Origin of the sequence: Chitinophaga sp. Ak27 (genome assembly GCF_012726295.1) — a bacterium.
In the GTDB taxonomy this organism is placed as follows: Bacteria; Bacteroidota; Bacteroidia; order Chitinophagales; family Chitinophagaceae; genus Chitinophaga.
This window is the reverse complement of record NZ_JABAOB010000003.1, coordinates 287,246-306,827: the sequence shown is the minus strand read 5'-3', so window position 1 is coordinate 306,827 and position 19,582 is coordinate 287,246. Positions and strand designations below refer to the sequence as shown.

The following is a 19,582-nucleotide window of genomic DNA, read 5'->3' as shown; positions in this document are numbered from 1 at the left end:
GTATCTACTGCTTTTATCCCCCAATGAACGCATCCCATATTGTTTGACCCAAATTAGCGCATGGCATTACTTCATCAGGCAGGCATTATAAGCATTACCAAGTTGCATGTTCACCCTTAACTATACATTTATGCAATGGAGAAGATTTAATGGAGAGGTTATCCACCTTCCGGTCAAGGAAGAAGTAAGACAAGCCATTGTTCGCGAAACTGCCAGGGGGTTTCGTCTGAAAGTGTGCATTGGTACTGATTCCCAGGTAAAAGGACTGGATACAGAATTCGCTACGGTGATCGTCTTCCTGAGAGAAGGCCACGGCGGATTTATGTTTATCCACAATGAAAAAACTAAGGACCGCTATTCTATCAAAGAACGCATGCTGGTGGAAGTAGCCAAGAGTATTGAGATTGCGTATGAGCTGTGCGACCTGTTTACAGAATATGATGTAGACATGGAAGTACATGCTGATATCAATACCAATCCTCAGTTCAAGAGCAACCTGGCTTTACGGGAAGCAATGGGTTATATCCTGGGTATGGGCTTCGCTTTTAAAGCAAAACCGGAAGCCTTTGCCAGCAGCAGCTGCGCCAATAAGATAGTGAACTAAGGCAGCCTGTTTTTTGTACCTCTCTCAAATATGATTGATGACGTGTTACCACGTCAAGTGGCTTTTTCTCCCCTTATCCAGCTCAAATCCTTCCCAAAAAAGCTGTAACATTTCCTCCCCTTGCCTCGCTTTACAAACGAACCAATAGTTTCTATCAACCATATTTATCGTCAATTTCCCTGTATGAAAAATAAATATTACTTCCTCCCCGTCCTGCTATGTCTTCTTGCCGTAGCCTGCAGCAAAAAATCCACCCCCCCGGAAGGCGTGGAAGGAAAATGGTTACTCATCAAGGCCGAAGGTGGTATATCCGGAGGAGCGCATGAAATCACTAACCGGCAGGAAGCGATTTTTGCCCATGATACTTTCCGGCTGATCATCAACGGCCTGCAGGTAAGGGCTACGCACTACCGCCTGGAAACAGCGCCGGGTGATAATACCTGGAAGCTCATCACCAATGACAGCACCTTCACTAATTACATCACGATAAAACCATATGCGCTCGTATTCACCGATGATATGATTGATGGTATGACGCTGACTTATAAAAGAGAATAAGCAAACACTGCTAAAACGAACCAAGGGCCTCCTGCTGACAGCGGGAGGCCCTTGGTTCGTTTTAGCAGTGTTTATTAATCTTTCAGCAACCACATCACGCTATTCACATTATCACTTCCCCCAAACTGCCGTTGAACAGCAGCATCCATATTGGCATTGTTGAAGCTCAGCTCATTGGCCGGATATAACCACCTTACCGGGAATTGGGTGGTAGGCGTATTGAGGTTAGTAGTGGCGTTCAGGATAAATACAGGATAGCCGGTGCGCCTATGCTCATACCAGGCATTGTAATTACTTCCCTGGAGGAAGCCGGCCAGGTATTTTTGCAGGATAATCTGCTGAAGCTGTGCAGCTGTATTGCCTGTCAGCGCTACTGCTGCTACGTAAGTCTGGATATAATTATCATCTATTTTCATGTTGTGATGATAATCTTCCAGGTCGGGTGTATAAGCAGCGGTAAACTTCATAGCACTAGTAATGCCTGCCGCATAGTAGGTTTGAGCCGGGGCAGTGGAAATCCAGCCGCGCAATGCCGCTTCTGCCAGCACAAACTGCAATTCTGCATAACTGAAAAGGCTTACCGGCTCGGCATTTACCAGGTTTACATACCGGTTATTCAGGTCTGAATAGTCTTTCCCCACACGCATGGTTTGCAGTACCGGGAAGGCATTGGAAGGTTCTGCTCCTACGTATGCATCCCAGTCGGTCATCAGTTTACCTGCGGCAATTTTTACCGGGGAAGGTTTGGCATAATAAAATAAACGGCGGTCCTTCATGGCTTTCAGCGGATCTATTAACGTAGCAGAAAGCATGGTGTAATTTGATTTTACAAAGGAGTTGCCGGAGCCGGCAGGCACGTCTGACCAGGGGTAGTTTTGACCGGCGGCCGCTGTATAGGTAAGGGCAAAATTATCGACATAAGAGCGCATTAGTGGCCGGTTGGCCACGATGTCGTTAAACCGTGCGATTACCTTTAAATCCGGGTCGTTTGTTTTCTTATACAGGTTCATGAGCACATGTAGCTGGAAGCTGTTGGCGAGCCGGCGCCAGTTGTCGGCTTCCCCCGCATAAATGGGATCTCCTGCAAACTTCTTCCCTTCTGCCAACAAGATATTAGCACTATCCAGTTCATTTAATATGCCCAGGAATACCTCCTTCTGCGTATCATACGCCGGTTGAATAATATTGGACGATTCGCCTTTCCCTGCCTGGGAATAAGGAATATCCCCCACCTGCATAGTGGTTTGGAAAAACTGCCAGGCCCTGATAAAATGTCCCAGTCCGCTGTAAGATTTTCTCAGCCCGTCGTCTTCTGCATAGGCGAGCATAGGTGGGATATTACGTAGCTGCAGGAGGCGATCGAAATTGGCTCTTCCGAATTTATTGTATTGGAAGCTTTCCTGCCCTTCTCCCCAGGTGAGGTATTTTCCCAGCAGATAGGGTTGCATGAATCCCTTGGTAGAACTGATGCTGCTCCTGGTAATGTTCAGGATCATGCCGGTGGCCAGCATGCCGGAAGTCACCTGTGAAGTCTGGTTAGGATCTGTATTGATCTTATCAAATTTTGAACATCCAGCCAGCAGCGTTATTGCTCCCAGTGGTACTGCTAATATATTTTTCAGTGAATAGTTTTTCATGAGCATTACTTTGACAATAAAAGATTAGAACCCTACTTTAAAATTGACACCTATCATACGCTGTGAAGGCGAGTTGAGGTTTTCATCATCTACATCGGGATCTGAGAATTTGAATTTGGTAAAGAGGAACAGGTTCTGGGCAATTAAGGATACAGATGCATTCTTAATACCAGTTCTGGCCAGGGTAGTTGCCGGGAAACGGTACCCTACAGACAGCTCACGGATTTTAACGAACGATTTCTTCTGGATGCCCCTGTCTCCTCCCCTGAAATTCTGCGCATAATCCTGGTAAGATACTTTGGTATCATTTTCTGCATACTGACGGGTATCGCTGGTAATGTGGCCGAAGTTGTCGTAGGCAACCGTACCCGACACTACTTTCACGCCTTTGCCTACATAATTGGTTAAACCATTTACTACTTCATCGTAACGGTATTGGTTATCGGATTCGGGATTGGTACCGGAATCCCACATCTTATCATATACATAATTGTACATCAGACCGCCGATACGCCCGTCGATATTGAGCCCGATGGTGAAGTTGCGGATCTGGAAAGTATTGATAAAACCGAAGCTGAATTTAGGGTCTGTATAACCAAACACCTGTTCGTAATCGCTTTCCACCGGCATACCATTGCTATGGATAATGTTACCATTCGGGTCTCTCAACCAGTAATAATCGGTGAATGCATCCAGGCGGGCGTTTTTATTTACCCATGGCTTTTTAGGAGAATATACATCGTCCAGGTTTACGTAATAACGGTGTTGGTTTGACCAGTTAACAGTAGATACCCACTGGAAGGCTTTTTTCTGGATGACTGTACCGCTGAGGGTTACCTCTATCCCTTTTCTCACGTAAGTTTCACCTGTATTGATGAGGGTATTATCGAATCCTGATGAGCTGGAAATAGGGACAAATTTCTGTTGATTATAATAGTATTTATTGAAGTAGGCTACGTCTACATTCAAGCGTTTCTTAAACAAGTAGGCAGCAGTACCGATTTCCCAGGTACGGAAAGAGCTGGGCAATATGCTGGCGCCCTGCAATTTGCTGGAGTAGCTGGCGGAGTTGGCCCCATTCCAGGCGCCTGTAGTAGTGCTATACAGGCGGTTGATATCATAAATATCAGCAGGCGTTTTAAAGGTGGCCCATGAACCGCGTATCTTCCACATGTCGGTGAAAGCAGGCATCTTAAATATTTCAGATAAGACTACGCTGGAACCGATAGAGGGATAAAAATAGGAGCGGCTTGCTTTTGGCTGAGTAGAGTTCCAGTCGTTACGCCCGGTAGCGTCCAGGAACACAATGTTCCTCCAGCTGATAGCAGCCCGGCCAAAGAGGCTGTTTACCTGTTTGCTTTTGTAAGATGGGCTAAATGTAGGTGCTTCTACAGATCCGTTCAATGAAAAATAGGTAGGTGATACCAGCCCGTTTTTGGTGCTGGCTATTAAACCTTCATTCACAAAGTAGTAGATCGTTCCACCGGCCATACCTTCTACATTCCAGTTGCCCAATTTTTTGCTGTAGCTCAATATGGCGTCGTTGTTGATACTCCAGCCCCATGTATTATTGATGTTGTATAATCCTTTTGCATTCCATCCGCCGCGGGTAGAATAAATATTGGCAGTAGGGTTGGTTTTTGTCTCTTTATTGCTATATACATCATAGCCGATACGTACCAGGAGGCTGAGGTCCGAGTTAAATTTATAGTTACCTGTCAGGCTCGCATTCGTGGTATTTTGCTGGATTGCGTCCAGTTTTTCGTAGGCAATCAGGTAAGGGTTATCATACCAGTTGGTGTACATCCAGTTCTGGGTTTTATTAGGCACTTTCCAATAGTCGCGGTACTGGCGTATATCATATTCGGCGCCCGTCCACATGGTGAGCTGGTAAATATATCCCTGGTTGCCGTAACCTGAGCCCCAGGTTTGCGGCGACATGCGTTTACTCACGCCCATGTGGCCTTCGAGGGTAAATTTTTCTGTAGCCTTCAACTCACCGCCAAGCGTGAAGTTGTACATATTCATTTTAGCGTTGGGAAACTGGCCTTTGTTGTAGATATGGTTGAGGGAAGCACGGAAGCTACCATACTTCCCGCTCTGTGCCACGTTGATGTTGTTGTTGGTGATGAGTCCCAGCTCCATGAAATTTTTCAGGTTATTTTTACCGATGGAGTTCAATGGCCGGTTGTCTTCAAATTGTTTGGTTTGAGGATTCCAGTCTCTCGCGGTATTACCTGCGTCGAGCCGGGGCCCCCATACATAATCGTTATCGATTTTTCCATTCTGACCGCGGCCGTAAGAGGATTGGGTTTTAGGGATGGCGAGGAAGCCGCTTTGCAGCATAGTGGTGCTGTTCACATTCACTGTTAACCCGGTGCCGGATCCTTTTTTGGTGGTGATCAGGAGCACGCCACCGGTAGCGCGGGAGCCGTACAATGCAGAGGCGGTGGGGCCTTTGAGCACATCGAGGCTTTCGATATCATCGGCGGGTACATCGCGGAGAGTCATGTTGGCATAGGGCACGCCATCTATTACCAGCAAAGCATCTTCTCCCCTTAGTTCCACTTTGGGCTTGGCGAAGAATTCGGTAGAGTTTTTAATAACGAGACCGGATACCTGCCCAGTAAGGGAGGTAGCCATATCCACGCCTTTTACGGTTTGGATGGCATCACCTTTTACTTTTTGCACCGCATAGCCGAGAGCTTTCTCCTGGCGTTTGATACCGAGGGCGGTTACTACCACCTGGTCGATGTTGATGGCCTGGTCGTTGAGTACCATATTCACTGCCTGGGAGCCTCTTACGATATATTCTTTAGGCGTATATCCCATGAGACTGAACACCAGTATATCGCCATCTTTTACGTTGTCGATAGCAAAGCGACCTTCTTTGTCGGTAACGGTTCCTTTACTGCTTCCCTTCACTTGTACTGCCACACCGGGTAAGGCATTGCCGAGCGAATCTCTTACGGTACCTTTGGTTACCTGTTGCTGTATTACGTTTGCTACATCGGTGGCAATAGTTTTGGTATCGCCGGTTACTTCTGCTTTAAGGACATATAGTTTACCATTTATTTTTTTGCAGACCAGGCCCAGTGGCGCAATATATTTATTCAGGCTTTCTTCAATATTATCGGCCTGGAAACCGCTGAGGTTCTGCATTAGAACGCTTTTGTCCCTGATCAGGGCGGCATTGTAGCTAAAGCGTACATCGAATTTAGCTTCCAGTTCATTTATTACAGTAATCAGCGGCCGGGCAGCCGTGTTGGTGTCGTGGACAGCTGCTTTTGCTATCTGTGCTGTTGACCATTGCAGGCAGCACGACAAAGCAGTCACCATTATCAGTGGGTAACTGATTGAACGCATTCTTTTCATAACTAATTTTGGTTGTCTTTTTTAAAAGCTTTTGTTCGTGATGTAAATACTCTTTTGTTGCAAATCGATTTTTAAATTAAAGGATTGTTCAATGGTGAGGATGGCCTGCCGTAGGTTATCTGTGGGCAGATAACCTGTAAATAACAGCTTTTCCTGGATGGTGTTTTCAAATGCTACATTGTATCCATATTGTTCACCTAATTGATGCATTACTTCCTTCAGTGATTCGTTTTTAAACGCCATCAGGTTGTATTTCCACGAGGTGTGGAACAACGTGTCTACTTTCTCGGCCGAAAGCACCAGGGTGTTGGCATCGAAGCTGGCCATTTCGCCGGGTTTCAGTTGCAGGGCTACTGTTTTGCGCGCCTTTGCGGCTTTTACGCTTACACTTCCTGCATTCAATACTACAGCGGTATGAGTTCCTTCTGTATTTACATTGAAAGCGGTGCCCAGTACTTGTATATCTACTCCATTGGAAGCGTGTACGGTAAAGGGGTGCGAAGCCTGCTGCTGTACATTGAAAAAGGCTTCTCCCTGCAGCCATACCTCTCGTTCTCCGGTATGGCCGTGTGTAAAAGCTATTCTTACCCGGCTATGTTGTTTGAGCTGTATGGTAGACCCGTCTTTCAGTTGAATCGTTTTTACGTGGTGTGTATTGTTGACAAAATATTGCTGTTGGTCTCTCTTGTTATAAAAAAAAAGTACCAGGGACGCGATGCCAATAACCGGTACCATGGCAGCGGCTATCCTGAACCCGTTTCTCTTCCACAGTGGAACAACGGGTGTTTGAGCCGCTTGCTGCAGGATGTTGTACCATACCCTGTCTGCCTCGCTGGTTGGCATCAGCAGTTTATTTCCTGCGTCCGGCAAGTCTTCCACAGCAGGGAACTCTTCCGCTGAAGGGTTGTTTTCCAGCCACGTCAGCAATTGCAAACGCTCTGCTGGCGTACTTTTCCCTTCTATCATTTTTTTAAACAGGAATTTAATACTGTCCTTATGCTCGTCCATTGTTCCTTGTTGACATACTATTAATACGATTGGGAAATTCCCAAAGACGATCCGGTAAAAAAAAATTTTTTTAGTATGTGTAGATATGACAAAAAATGGCCAGTAATATAGAGATATCGGCGTGCTGGTACAGGTAATGTCGTACGAAGCGGGAAGCTTTTACCAGCTGGTCTCTGACGGTGTTGATGGAAATGCCCAGCTGGTCGGCAATTTCCTGGTTGGTGAGTCCCTGCATTTTGCTCATCCTAAAAATCAGCTGGCGTTGGGTGGGCAGGCAGGAGATGGCTTTCATTTTGATGGCTTCGAGCTGGCGGGTATACAGGAGATCGTCCATAGCGCCCCCGGTATCTTCCGTATACAGTTGTAAAAAGTGTTCCCGGAAATGCTGGTCATGTACCGCTTTGCGCAGGTAGTCGAATATATAATTGCGGGCGGTAGTAAAAAGGTAGGCTTTCAGCGATAAGCGGGGATCCAGGTGCTCATGTTTTATCCAAATCTTCATAAATACCTCTTGTACGGCATCTGACGCCACTTCCGGCAGTCCGCACAGTTTGAGGGTATAACCATAAATGGTGTCCCGGTATTTTTCATACAACGCCTGGAAGGCTTCCTGATCTCTCTCCAGTATTCCTTTACACAGTATTTCATCTGTAGTATCAGACATGCCAACAAGTATTTGGATAAATAAAGTGTCAATATTAGCAAGACAAGATCAAATATAAATAAATATTGGAGAGAGGGGGAAAATGTATTGTTAGCCTGCAATGGCCCGGAACTGGGCATTTAGTTCATCGATATAGGTAAGGATCGCATCTCGTCCTGTTTTCTTCACCGTGGAGGTGACAAAGTTTTGAGGGAGGAATTGCCAGGTTTCCCTCATTTTCTGGAGGAATGCTTTCACGTTGCGGCTTACTTCCGCCTGGGTGCTTTTATCGGCTTTGGTAAACACGAGGCTGAAGGGGATGTTCCATTCGCCCAGCTGGTTGATGAAGTCGATATCGATTTTCTGGGGGGCATGGCGACTGTCTATCAGTACGAAAACGCTGACCAGGTTGGGGCGTTTGCGCAGGTAGTTTTCGATCATTTGCTGCCATTGGCGGCGTTGCGACATACTTCTTTTAGCGAAGCCATAGCCAGGGAGGTCCACCAGGTACCATGATTTATTGATGATAAAGTGGTTGATCATCTGTGTTTTACCGGGTGTACCGGACGTTTTGGCTAATTTTTCATTGTTGGCCAATACATTAATCAAAGAAGATTTACCAACATTAGACCGGCCGATGAATGCGTATTCGGGCCAGGTTGGAGTGGGGCATTTTTCCCAATCGGGGCTGCTGATAAGATATTCTGCTGACTTAATAACCATATTGATAAATTGCTTTGTTGCATTAAAAATTGCCGGATCTCTGTATTTGTATACTGTCACATGACCACATTTCTTTAACTTTGCGCACTATGTCAGAAAATGCAAATGTTCAGAAGATCGTTCCCTTTGAAGGGTCAAAATTAAGCAAGAAGGAGCAGATAGCGACTATGTTTGATGATATTGCTTATCGCTATGACTTTCTCAACCACTTTATGTCGCTCGGAATCGACATTATCTGGCGGAAGAAGGCGCTTCGCTATCTGAAGGCTATTCAGCCCAAATTGATGCTGGACGTGGCTACCGGTACCGGTGACTTTGCCATTATGGCTGAAAAGCACCTGCACCCCGAAAAAATTGTGGGGATAGATATTTCTGAGGGCATGCTGGCACATGGGCGGGAAAAAATCGACAAACTGGGTCTTAGCGGCAAAATTACCTTGCAAAGCGGCGATAGCGAGACAATAAGTTTTCCCGACCAAACGTTTGATGCGATAACTGTGGCTTTCGGCGTACGTAATTTTGAGCACCTGGAAAAGGGGTTATCAGAAATGTATCGTGTATTGAAGCCGGGGGGTAGGTTGGTGATCCTGGAATTTTCGAATCCTACAGTTTTTCCTATTAAACAATTATATAATTCGTATTTTCGCTATATTACACCGCTGATCGGGAAATGGATAGCTAAGAGCCAGGCGGCTTACAGTTATCTGCCAGAATCTGTGAAAGCGTTTCCGCAGGGTGAAGCAATGCGAACCATATTAACCAATACCCGTTTTCAGGCCGTTACATGCAAAACGCTTACATTCGGCATATGTTCTATCTACTGCGCTACGCGCTGATATTCATCTTATTGATCGGGATGCTGCCTGCAAAAGCGCAGCAAACCAATCTGAATATGTTGGAACACGATGCAAAACCCTATTACTTTGGTATTACGCTGGCTGCCAACCAGTCGGCTTACAAGCTGGAGCACTCTCCCGCTTTCTTAGCCACCGACTCTATCATGGTAGCCGAACCCCTGAAAACAATGGGATTCAACCTGGGATTGTTGGCCAACGCCAGGCTCAGTGAGCATTTTGACCTGCGCTTTAACCCGCAGCTGATCTTTGCCTCCAAAAACCTGTACTACCGCGAAACTTATCCCAAGTCGCAAGACACTGAAAAGAAGATTGAATCCATCCTGCTGAGCTTTCCCTTACAAATAAAGTTTAAATCCGACCGTATCGGCAATATGCGTGTATATACCATTGCCGGCCTTAAATACGACTACGACCTGGCCTCCAATGCCCGTTTACGCCGGGCGGAAGACCTGGTAAAAGTGAAAAAAAGCGACTATGGTTATGAGGTAGGCGCCGGGTTTGAGTTTTACTTTGAAAGCTTCATCTTTGCTCCCGAATTTAAAATCAGCAATGGCTTTGGCAACGTACATGTGAAAGATCCTAACCTGCGCTACTCCAATGTAATAGACAAGCTGCAATCCCGCATGATCGTGTTTTCCATACATCTTGAAGGATAATTTTTCTACCTTTGCGGCATGCAAAACTACCTCATCAGGAATATCGCCGTGGTTAACGAAGGACGCACCACGGTACAGGATGTATGGATCAAGAACAGCCGCATTGAAAAAATTGCGCCCAACATCACCGTCAGTGGCCAATACACAGAAATTAACGGAGAAGGCAAGCACCTGTTGCCAGGCGTTATAGACGACCAGGTACACTTCCGTGAACCCGGCCTAACACAAAAAGCCACCATCTATACCGAAGCCCGCGCCGCCGTAGCCGGTGGCACCACCAGCTTCATGGAGATGCCTAATACCAAGCCAGCGGCCCTTACACAGGAACTACTGGAAGATAAATACACCATCGCCCGGCAACATTCACTGGCTAACTATTCCTTTTTTATGGGAGCGGCCAATGATAACGTAGAAGAAATCCTGAAAACAAACGCCAAAAAAGACAGCGTTTGCGGGGTCAAAATATTCATGGGATCCTCTACCGGCAATATGCTGGTGGATAACTACCTCACACTGGAAACCGTTTTTTCCAACAGCGAACTGTTGATTGCCACCCACTGCGAAGATGAAAAAATCATCCGTGCCAATATGGAAGCTTTCCAGCGGGAAAAGGGCGACCAGCTCACAGCTGCCGACCACCCGCTGATCCGCAATGTAGAGGCCTGCTTCGAGTCTTCCCTGGTAGCCATCCAGTTTGCACAGAAACATGATGCCCGCCTGCATATCCTGCATATCTCCACCGCCCGGGAACTGCAATTATTCGGTAACATGCTGCCCCTGGCCGAAAAGAGGATTACTGCAGAAGTATGCGTACATCACCTCCATTTCACCGCAGATGATTATGCGCAATACGGTAACCTGATTAAATGTAATCCCGCCATCAAAGCGCCGGAAAATAAAACCGCGCTCTGGCAGGCACTCCTAGACGACCGGCTGGATATTATTGCCACCGACCATGCTCCGCATACCTGGGAAGAAAAACAACAACCTTACCTACAGGCTCCATCCGGCGTGCCATTGGTACAACACAGCCTGCTGCTCATGCTCGAACATGCCCGCCAGGGAGATATCAGCATAGAAAAAGTGGTGGAGAAAATGAGTCATGCACCTGCTATTTGCTTCCAGGTAAAAGAAAGAGGATTTTTGAGAGAAGGTTATTTTGCTGACTGCGTTATCGTAGACCTACAGGGCCAAACCAGCGTGAATAAAGAAAATATCTTCTACAAATGCGCCTGGAGCCCGTTTGAAGGACATACCTTCCCGGCTGCCATCACCCATACCTTTATAAACGGTCACCTGGCCTATGTAAACGGCGTTTTCAACGAAAATATACTGGGGCAACGGTTAACGTTCAGTCGCTAATTTTTTCCCGCCAAGGCGCAAAGAAGCAAAGCATTTAAGAAGAAGAAGATCCTTAGCTGCTTTGCGCCTTGGCGAGAAAATACGCTTTTCTTTCTTATGGAATTTTTCTATCCTTGCATCTTCCACCGTATATTCACTAAAACGATGCTGCATGCAACTGGACAAAACATCCTATTACGACCTGTCTATTTTTAATCGCGACGAAGAATTTTCCCTGTTCCACCGGCTAGATTTTACCACTACTTCCGGTGGCCGCGAGTACATGCAGCAGCTGTTCAGCAACCCACTGCAAGACATCCCGTCGATTGAAAACAGGCAAAAAGCACTGCAATACATCCTGGAGAAGGAAAATAGCTGGCCTTCCATCATCTCCAATGGTACCGTAGTAGTGGTGGAAAACTACATGGAAGCCCAGATTGAACCTATTTCCAATACCGAAGGATTGCCATTGTATATACAGGCGGTGATCAATAAAACACTGTATGCACCTGACTTTGGCTTTATCAAATTTTCTTTTACCCAACTGGTAAACCTGCTGAAAGGCTTCCGTTCTTTCATCAACGTGTTTAATGCCGATGATACCCCTAAAATTTTAAAAACCTTGCTGGACCGGGCGCAGCACCTGTTGAGCAAAAAAGATTTTTACGACATTCTGAAAGCGGATGAAGAAGGCACCCTGAATTTTATAGGCATACTCCGTTATGATAATTACATCCGGAAACGGCATAAGAAAGTGATCCTGGAGCTGGTAACCCTCTACCAGCAACTCGATGCCTTTTACGCCATGGCCAAGGCTATCCGGCATTATAAACTGGAGTTCCCCCGTTTTTCTGCCAGCAGCCGCCCGGTAATCAAAGCCCAACAACTCTATCATATTATTTTACCTGAGCCGGTAGCCTATGATGTGCAGCTGGATGAAGCCTCGCATTTTATGTTCCTGACGGGCGCTAATATGGCTGGCAAAACCACGTTTATCAAGGCTGTAGGAGTAGCCGTTTTTCTGGCGCATATCGGGATGGGTGTTCCGGCGCAGCAGATGGAGCTCAGCTTTTTCCATGGCATCTTCAGCAACATACAGGTACAAGATAATATTTTCAAAGGCGAGAGCTATTTCTACAGCGAAGTACAGCGCATCAAAAATACCATCCTACAGATCAGCAATGGCAAGAACTGGCTGGTATTAATTGATGAGATGTTTAAAGGCACCAACGTAGAAGATGCCCGGAACTGTTCCCTGGCCGTTATCCGGGGATTATTGCAGAGCACGAACTGTCTTTTTATTTTATCCACCCATTTGTACGAAATAGCTGAAGATCTGCAATCAGAGCAGCGTATCCAGTTTAAGTATTTTGAATCTACCGTTATTGATGACGACCTGCATTTTACTTACCAGCTGAAAGACGGTATTGCCAAAGAGAAGATCGGTTACCTGATTTTGAAGAGAGAGAAAGTACTGGAGCTGTTGACGCAAATCCGTTAAGCTTCCGTTGCTGCCAAAGTTGTATATTCGCGATCATTGTTAACCCAATATCCATATGATTGTTAAAACCTTTGGCAGCGCCATTCAGGGAGTGAATGCCATCACCATTACCATAGAGGTAAATGTATCCTCACAGGGAAATAAATTATTTATCGTTGGGCTACCGGATAATGCCGTTAAAGAGAGTGAGCGGCGTATTGAGTCGACCATTCAATGTATGGGGCTACGCATGCCCCGTACCCGCACAGTAGTAAATATGGCGCCGGCAGATATCCGCAAGGCTGGCGCTGCCTATGATTTGCCTATTGCCGCTGGCATTATGGCCGCCTCGGGGCAGCTACCCGCCGAACAGCTGGATAAGTTCCTGATAATGGGCGAATTATCGCTCGACGGTACCATCCAGCCTATCAAAGGCGCGTTGCCGATGGCGATACAGGCGCAGCAGGATGGTTTTCAGGGCTGCATACTTCCCCGGCAGAACGCCCGGGAAGCCGCCATGGTACGCGGGCTACAGATATATGGCATTTCGCATATTACAGAGGCCATACAACTACTCACCACACCGGGAAGCCTGGTGCCCGTATTACCTGAACAAGATGATTTTTACCGTAGCCAGGATGTTTTTGAGGTTGATTTCAGCGATGTAAAAGGACAGCAATCCATTAAGCGGGCATTGGAAATAGCCGCTGCCGGCGGGCATAATGCTATATTGATAGGTCCTCCGGGCGCAGGCAAAACCATGCTGGCCAAACGATTGCCAACCATCCTTCCACCGCTGACTTTACAGGAAGCACTTGAAACCACCAAAATCCATTCCGTAGCGGGGAAGCTGCCGGCGCATACCGGGCTCATTATACATCGCCCCTTCCGGTCGCCCCATCATACCATCAGCGATGCCGCACTAGTAGGTGGAGGCAGCATTCCCCAGCCTGGAGAAATTTCGCTGGCGCATAATGGCGTATTGTTCCTGGATGAATTACCGGAGTTTAAACGCAAAGTGCTGGAAGTGATGCGGCAGCCCGTGGAAGAAAGAAGGGTGACCATTTCCCGGGCACGCACTGCTATTGATTTTCCTGCCAGTTTTATGTTGATTGCTTCTATGAACCCCTGCCCCTGCGGCTATTTCAACCATCCTGAAAAAGAGTGCAGTTGCGGATCTGGGCAAGTACAGGACTACCTGAATAAGGTATCGGGACCTTTGCTGGATCGTATCGATTTGCACGTAGAAGTAACGCCGGTAAAATTTGCGGATCTGAGTTCCACACACCGGGCAGAAAAAAGTACGTATATACGTGACCGTGTGATTGCCGCAAGGGCTATCCAGGCGGAGCGATTTGCCGCTTATGAAGGCGTGTATTGCAATGCCCAGATGCATAGTTCGCTGCTGTCGGAAGTATGTGTGATCAGCGAGCAATGCCGGGAGCAGCTTGGGCAGGCTATGCAGCGGCTGAAGTTGTCGGCGCGGGCTTACGACCGGATACTGAAAGTGAGCAGAACGATTGCTGACCTGGAAGGCAGCAACAGTGTAACGCCGGCGCACATGGCAGAGGCGATACAGTTCAGGAGTCTTGACCGGGAAGGATGGGGCAACTAAGGGCTAAATATTCAGTTCTTCCTTATAGTTTTCGCTCAGCTTTTTTTGTAATTCGGCCGGGACAGGGGCGTATTCTGCGAAGTGTGACCTGAGCTTTGCCTTTCCTTGTGTAACATTTCGCAGGGCGGCAAACAGCTTATCTATTTCGGCTTGTGGCGTACGGGCTTTAATGACCTGGTATCCATTCAGTGTATCCATGCCTGTTATAATGCTGCGATGACTTTGCAGTTCGCTCATAATATCGCCCATCATAACATCGGGAGCGGTGGCTTCTAGCTCAAATACAGGTTCCAGCAGTTGGGGAGCGGCATGGTGGAAAGCTTCGCGAAAAGCCATCATGCCGGCTATTTTGAAGGAAATATCGTTGCTGTCTACCGGGTGCATTTTACCGTCGTATACGCTTACCCGTATATCGCGTACATAGGAGCCTGTTAGGGGGCCTTCCTGCATTTTTTCCATGACACCTTTCAGGATGGAGGGCAAGAAGCGGCTGTCGATGGCGCCTCCTACGATACAGTTGTTAAATACCAGTTTCCCTCCCCAGGAAAGGGCTATTTCTTCCGTATCCCGCACCGAATGTTCCTTATAGGGAGGCATTCCTTCGAACCAGGGTTCAATTTTAAGGAATACTTCCCCAAATTGGCCGGCGCCACCGGATTGTTTTTTATGGCGATAGGAGGCCTGTGCGGGTTTCTGGATGGTTTCGCGATATGGTATCCGGGCGGCCTGGAAAACTACCGGCATCTTATAAATGTTTTCCAATCGCCATTTGGTAACGAGCAGGTGTAGGTCGCCCTGGCCGTGGAGGATTACCTGTTTCAGTTCCCGGTTGAATTCCACTAGCAGGGTTGGGTCTTCCATATGAATTTCGGCCAGCACTTCACTGAGTTTTTCATCATCGGCTTTATTCTTTGCCTCGATGGCAACCCGTACTTTAGGTGCGGGGAAATCGATGGGCGCTATTTGTCCGCCGAAACTCTTTTCTGCCAGGGTATGATTGGTCAGGGTATTTTTCATTTTAAGGGTACAGCCAATGTCGCCTGCCTGTAACCGGTCAACGTTGTTGCGGTTTTTACCGTCTGCAATAAAGAGCTGGCTGATACGCTCTGTAGTGTTGCCCTGTTCGTTGATCAGCTCCATACCGCTTTTCACTTCTCCTGACATTACCTTAAAATAAGTGAGCCTCCCAATGTGAGGCTCCTGTAGTGTTTTGAATACGAATAAGGCGGTAGGACGGGCGGGATCACAGGGAACGGCTTTGCCATCGGTGGTCACCTCATCGGGCATTTCCATGGCGGAGGGGGCTACATTATCGATGAAGCCCATCAGGCGGCCACTGCCCATGTTTTTCTTTGCCGACAGGCAAAACAGGGGAAACACCTGGTGGCGGAGCATGCCTATTTTGAGGCCTTTACGAAGTTCATCTTCATCCAGGTTTCCTTTCTCAAAATATTGCTCCATGAGGGTATCATCATTTTCAGCGGCTTTTTCCACCAGTTCGTTGTGCATTTTTTCGGCGCGTTCTTTTTCGCTGTCGGGGATGGGAAGCTTTTCGGGTTTACCTCCATTTTCGGGAAAGCGGTACATGGTCATTTTCAGGAGATCGACAATGGCGTTGAATCCAGGGCCCTGGTTTACCGGGTACTGCATAACGGTAACGGATGAGCCAAATGCCTGTACAGCGTCTTCTACGGCTTTATTAAAATTGGCCAGTTCAGCGTCGAGCTGGTTGACCGCGATAATCGTGGGTTTCCGGTACTTATCCACGTAGTCCCATACCATTTCGGTACCTACTTCCACTCCATATTGTGCATTTAGCAGCAATACTGCGGTATCGGATACCCTGATGGCGGCAATCACTTCTCCTATGAAGTCTTCCAGACCGGGGGTGTCTATGATGTTGATCTTATAATCTTTCCATTCTGTGTGCATCAGGGTGGCATATACAGAGTTACCGCGTTCGTGCTCTATATCGTGGTAGTCGGAGATAGTATTATTTTCTTCAATACTACCGCGTTTACTGATGATGCCGGCTTCGAATAACATGGTTTCAGCGAGGGTTGTTTTGCCGCTTTTGGGTGCACCTAACAGTACGATGTTTTTGATATGTTTTTCATCATACGCTTTCATATGTGGAGATTTATTCAGGTAAAAAATAATCGCCAATGCCTGTAGAAAAGAACTTACTATTAAGTTAACATTTTTTGACCAAAAACGCACACAACTTTCCGCACATATGTGACAACATGCAGTACCTTTGCAGCTCAGGAAATTGGACATATGAAACTATTATTGCATTATTTAAAGAGATATAAATGGTTGGTCGTATTAGCCATGGCTTTAGCCAGTATTAACCAACTTTTCTCACTAATGGACCCCATGATTTTTGGGTGGATTATCGACAGGTTTGCTTCTCATCCTAAGACGACCATAAAGGGAGGAAGTATTTTCAGGCCTGAAAACGACTATTTATGGGGCGTATTACTCCTGGTATTGGCTGCTATCGGCGTAGCTATGGTATCCAGGATTGCCAAAGCATTCCAGGATTATTTCGTGAATGTGATTGTGCAAAAGTTTGGTGCCCAGGTATATACCGACGGGTTGAAGCACTCGCTCCGGTTACCGTACCAGCAATTTGAAGACCAGCGCAGCGGGGAAACACTGGCCATTTTACAAAAAGTGCGGGTAGACTGCGAAAAGTTTATCACCGCTTTTGTAAACGTGCTCTTTGTATCGCTGATCGGTGTGCTGTTTGTGATGGTGTATGCTACTGCCGTGCATTGGACACTGCCCTTTGTATACCTCACCGGCTGTATTTTACTGACCATATTGATGAGTGTATTGAGCCGAAAAATTAAGGTGATTCAGAAAACCATCGTAAAAGAAACCACGGCACTGGCGGGTTCTACTACTGAGTCGCTCCGTAACATAGAGCTGGTAAAGAGTTTGGGACTTACCCAACAGGAAATCAGGCGTTTAAATTCTACTACGCTGAAAATCCTGATGCTGGAATTGAAGAAAGTGCGGAGCATTCGCAGTATCAGCTTTGTACAGGGTACTTTTGTGAACCTGATGCGTTCCAGCATTTTGTTTTTGCTATTGTTTTACATTTACCGGGACACGGTGAGTATTGGTCAGCTGATGACATTGCAGCTTTATTCTTTCTTTATTTTCGGGCCGTTGCAGGAGTTGGGCAATATCATTCTCAACTACCGGGAGGCGCAGGTGTCGCTGCTGAACTTTGAAAGTATTTTAAATACGCCGGTAGAAGAAATGCCGGCCAATCCTATTAAGGTGAATGGCATTGATGAGCTGCACTTTAAGCAGGTAGGATTTAAACATCTTACAGCTGCATCCAAAGCGTTGGATCATGTGAATTTCTCTGTAAAAGTAGGAGAAACCATTGCTTTTGTAGGGCCTTCCGGATCGGGTAAAACCACGCTGGTGAAGCTGTTGGTAGGATTATACAAACCTAACGAAGGGCATATTTACTACAACGGCGTAGATGCCAATGAAGTAGATATGGAAGACCTGCGTCACCAGGTAGGATTTGTAACCCAGGATACGCAGTTATTTGCCGGTACCATCAAAGAAAACCTGTTGTTTGTAAATCCTGGCGCCAGTGATGCAGCGGTGATGGAAGCGCTGGACAAGGCTTCCTGTTATTCATTGCTGGCAAGGGCCGACAAGGGCCTGGAAACGGTGATCGGAGAAGGTGGTATTAAAATTTCCGGTGGAGAGAAACAGCGGTTATCTATTGCCAGAGCGTTGCTGCGCAACCCGCGGCTGATGGTATTCGACGAAGCTACCTCCGCGCTGGATTCTATTACAGAAGAAGAAATTACGACTACTGTAAGAGAGATCACCGCCAGCAAACAACATATAACCGTGATGATTGCACATCGTTTGAGTACTATCATGCATGCTGACCGGATTTATGTACTGGAAAAAGGGCAGATTGTAGAATCGGGCAAGCATGAAGACCTGGTGGCAGAAAAGGGCCTGTATTACGCTATGTGGAGGCAACAGATCGGCGAACGCAAAACTGCTGCGGTATAACAGTTTAAAATAAATGGTTATTTTTGCAGTATGAGTACACAACAGCCCGGGCGGCCAAACTATTTCGTCAGCATGCTGACGATGAAGTGCCCCAGATGCAGGAAAGGACATATGTTCAGAGATCAGAATCCCTTTCACTTTAAGTTTTCGAAGATCTTTAATATGTACGATAACTGCCCGGTATGTGGACAGAAGTATGAGTTAGAAACAGGATTTTGGTTTGGTACAGGCTATGTGAGCTACGCATTATCGGTGGCTTTCAGCGTGTTTAATCTAATCTGGTTTTGGCTTTTCTTCGGTCTTACGTGGAGAGATAACAGCATTTTTATCTGGCTGGGTGTAAATGGGGTGTTGCTCGTACTTATCCAGCCCTGGCTGATGCGATTATCGAGGGCCATTTATTTATACTTCTTCGTGTATTATGATGACAGTACGGCGAAGTTAAAACCGGACGAGCATCATCACGATCATACTGATCACCATCATCATTAAAATATCAAAGGAGCCAATTGACGTTGGCTCCTTTTTTATTTTTGTTTGTTGATAACTCGCTTTCTTATTCAAACCTGCAATACCTAATTAGTATAACAGGGACGCTCATACGCTATGCCTTACAATAACAATTGACGCAACTGTTCATATACCGCAGGTTTCAGCTTTTCCGGGTGAGCGAAAGCAATACCGGATTGCTGCATATCGATGCCATATAGTGTTTCCATTCTTTCATAAAAAAAATCATCTGGTATTAACACTCCGCTTTCGTAGCGGGCATATCGCTTACCGGGGATGCCCAGCAGGTTGCTCATTTCTTGTTTTGATAATTCGAGTGTCGTTCTGACTATTTCCAGGATTTCTGATGTATGCATTTTTCGTGGGTTAAAAAATTTACAAAAATGTATACCACTATTAATTTATTAGTATATTTACATATTAATAATCAATAAGTTATACATATTCAAATTGATTGTTGATATAGATTTTTGCAAACAGGATTATTAAGATAAAAATGGATTTCCAGTACCGGCG

General features: G+C 46.4%; 16 protein-coding genes. 9 read left to right on the top strand and 7 right to left on the bottom strand.

Annotated features, from left to right (window positions below):
- Positions 1-130: 130 nt before the first annotated feature.
- On the top strand, positions 131-604 hold the full coding sequence (locus tag HGH90_RS12730; protein ID WP_168761809.1) for a ribonuclease H-like YkuK family protein: 474 nt from the start codon (positions 131-133) through the stop codon (positions 602-604).
- A 183-nt stretch (positions 605-787) separates the two neighbouring features.
- Positions 788-1,162 carry a hypothetical protein gene (locus HGH90_RS12725; RefSeq protein ID WP_169191259.1) on the top strand — a complete coding sequence of 125 codons (375 nt, stop codon included), beginning with the start codon at positions 788-790 and terminating at the stop codon, positions 1,160-1,162.
- Positions 1,163-1,236: 74 nt separating this feature from the next.
- Here the strand turns inward: HGH90_RS12725 and HGH90_RS12720 are convergent, their stop codons facing one another.
- From HGH90_RS12720 to yihA, 5 genes are all read right to left on the bottom strand, one after another.
- Positions 1,237-2,799, bottom strand: a complete 1,563-nt coding sequence (locus HGH90_RS12720; protein ID WP_169191258.1) for a SusD/RagB family nutrient-binding outer membrane lipoprotein — start codon at positions 2,797-2,799, stop codon at positions 1,237-1,239.
- Between the two features lie 24 nt (positions 2,800-2,823).
- Positions 2,824-6,174: a SusC/RagA family TonB-linked outer membrane protein gene (locus HGH90_RS12715; RefSeq protein ID WP_168761806.1), complete on the bottom strand. Its 3,351-nt coding sequence runs from the start codon at positions 6,172-6,174 to the stop codon at positions 2,824-2,826.
- Positions 6,175-6,195: 21 nt separating this feature from the next.
- Positions 6,196-7,182 (bottom strand): FecR family protein, encoded by a 987-nt coding sequence (locus tag HGH90_RS12710; RefSeq protein ID WP_169191257.1) that lies wholly within the window; start codon positions 7,180-7,182, stop codon positions 6,196-6,198.
- 70 nt (positions 7,183-7,252) lie between these two features.
- Positions 7,253-7,846 (bottom strand): RNA polymerase sigma factor, encoded by a 594-nt coding sequence (locus HGH90_RS12705; RefSeq protein ID WP_168761804.1) that lies wholly within the window; start codon positions 7,844-7,846, stop codon positions 7,253-7,255.
- Positions 7,847-7,936: 90 nt separating this feature from the next.
- Positions 7,937-8,548, bottom strand: coding sequence for a ribosome biogenesis GTP-binding protein YihA/YsxC (gene yihA, locus HGH90_RS12700; RefSeq protein WP_168761803.1), 612 nt, complete (start codon positions 8,546-8,548; stop codon positions 7,937-7,939).
- An 89-nt stretch (positions 8,549-8,637) separates the two neighbouring features.
- On the opposite strand from yihA, the gene ubiE reads away from it, so the two are divergent.
- The 5 genes from ubiE (at position 8,638) to HGH90_RS12675 (ending at position 14,497) form a co-directional block, all read left to right on the top strand.
- The gene (ubiE, locus tag HGH90_RS12695; RefSeq protein WP_168761802.1) at positions 8,638-9,384 is read left to right on the top strand and encodes a bifunctional demethylmenaquinone methyltransferase/2-methoxy-6-polyprenyl-1,4-benzoquinol methylase UbiE; all 747 of its coding nucleotides are present in this window, start codon (positions 8,638-8,640) and stop codon (positions 9,382-9,384) included.
- Positions 9,357-10,061, top strand: a complete 705-nt coding sequence (locus HGH90_RS12690; protein ID WP_247679769.1) for a porin family protein — start codon at positions 9,357-9,359, stop codon at positions 10,059-10,061. The genes ubiE and HGH90_RS12690 overlap by 28 nt, the downstream gene beginning before the upstream one ends.
- 18 nt (positions 10,062-10,079) lie before the next feature.
- Positions 10,080-11,423 carry a dihydroorotase gene (locus tag HGH90_RS12685; protein WP_168761801.1) on the top strand — a complete coding sequence of 448 codons (1,344 nt, stop codon included), beginning with the start codon at positions 10,080-10,082 and terminating at the stop codon, positions 11,421-11,423.
- 151 nt (positions 11,424-11,574) lie between these two features.
- The gene (locus tag HGH90_RS12680) at positions 11,575-12,903 is read left to right on the top strand and encodes a MutS-related protein (protein WP_168761799.1); all 1,329 of its coding nucleotides are present in this window, start codon (positions 11,575-11,577) and stop codon (positions 12,901-12,903) included.
- A gap of 55 nt (positions 12,904-12,958) precedes the next feature.
- Positions 12,959-14,497 (top strand): YifB family Mg chelatase-like AAA ATPase, encoded by a 1,539-nt coding sequence (locus tag HGH90_RS12675; RefSeq protein ID WP_168761798.1) that lies wholly within the window; start codon positions 12,959-12,961, stop codon positions 14,495-14,497.
- A 3-nt stretch (positions 14,498-14,500) separates the two neighbouring features.
- Here the strand turns inward: HGH90_RS12675 and HGH90_RS12670 are convergent, their stop codons facing one another.
- Positions 14,501-16,627 (bottom strand): elongation factor G, encoded by a 2,127-nt coding sequence (locus HGH90_RS12670; protein WP_168761797.1) that lies wholly within the window; start codon positions 16,625-16,627, stop codon positions 14,501-14,503.
- A 150-nt stretch (positions 16,628-16,777) separates the two neighbouring features.
- On the opposite strand from HGH90_RS12670, the gene HGH90_RS12665 reads away from it, so the two are divergent.
- Together HGH90_RS12665 and HGH90_RS12660 are read left to right on the top strand one after the other, a co-directional pair.
- Positions 16,778-18,556: an ABC transporter ATP-binding protein gene (locus HGH90_RS12665; RefSeq protein ID WP_168761796.1), complete on the top strand. Its 1,779-nt coding sequence runs from the start codon at positions 16,778-16,780 to the stop codon at positions 18,554-18,556.
- Positions 18,557-18,586: 30 nt separating this feature from the next.
- The gene (locus HGH90_RS12660) at positions 18,587-19,048 is read left to right on the top strand and encodes a DUF983 domain-containing protein (RefSeq protein ID WP_168761795.1); all 462 of its coding nucleotides are present in this window, start codon (positions 18,587-18,589) and stop codon (positions 19,046-19,048) included.
- A 119-nt stretch (positions 19,049-19,167) separates the two neighbouring features.
- Here the strand turns inward: HGH90_RS12660 and HGH90_RS12655 are convergent, their stop codons facing one another.
- Complete coding sequence (locus tag HGH90_RS12655; protein WP_169191256.1) at positions 19,168-19,422, bottom strand: helix-turn-helix domain-containing protein; 255 nt, start codon at positions 19,420-19,422, stop codon at positions 19,168-19,170.
- Positions 19,423-19,582: the final 160 nt, after the last annotated feature.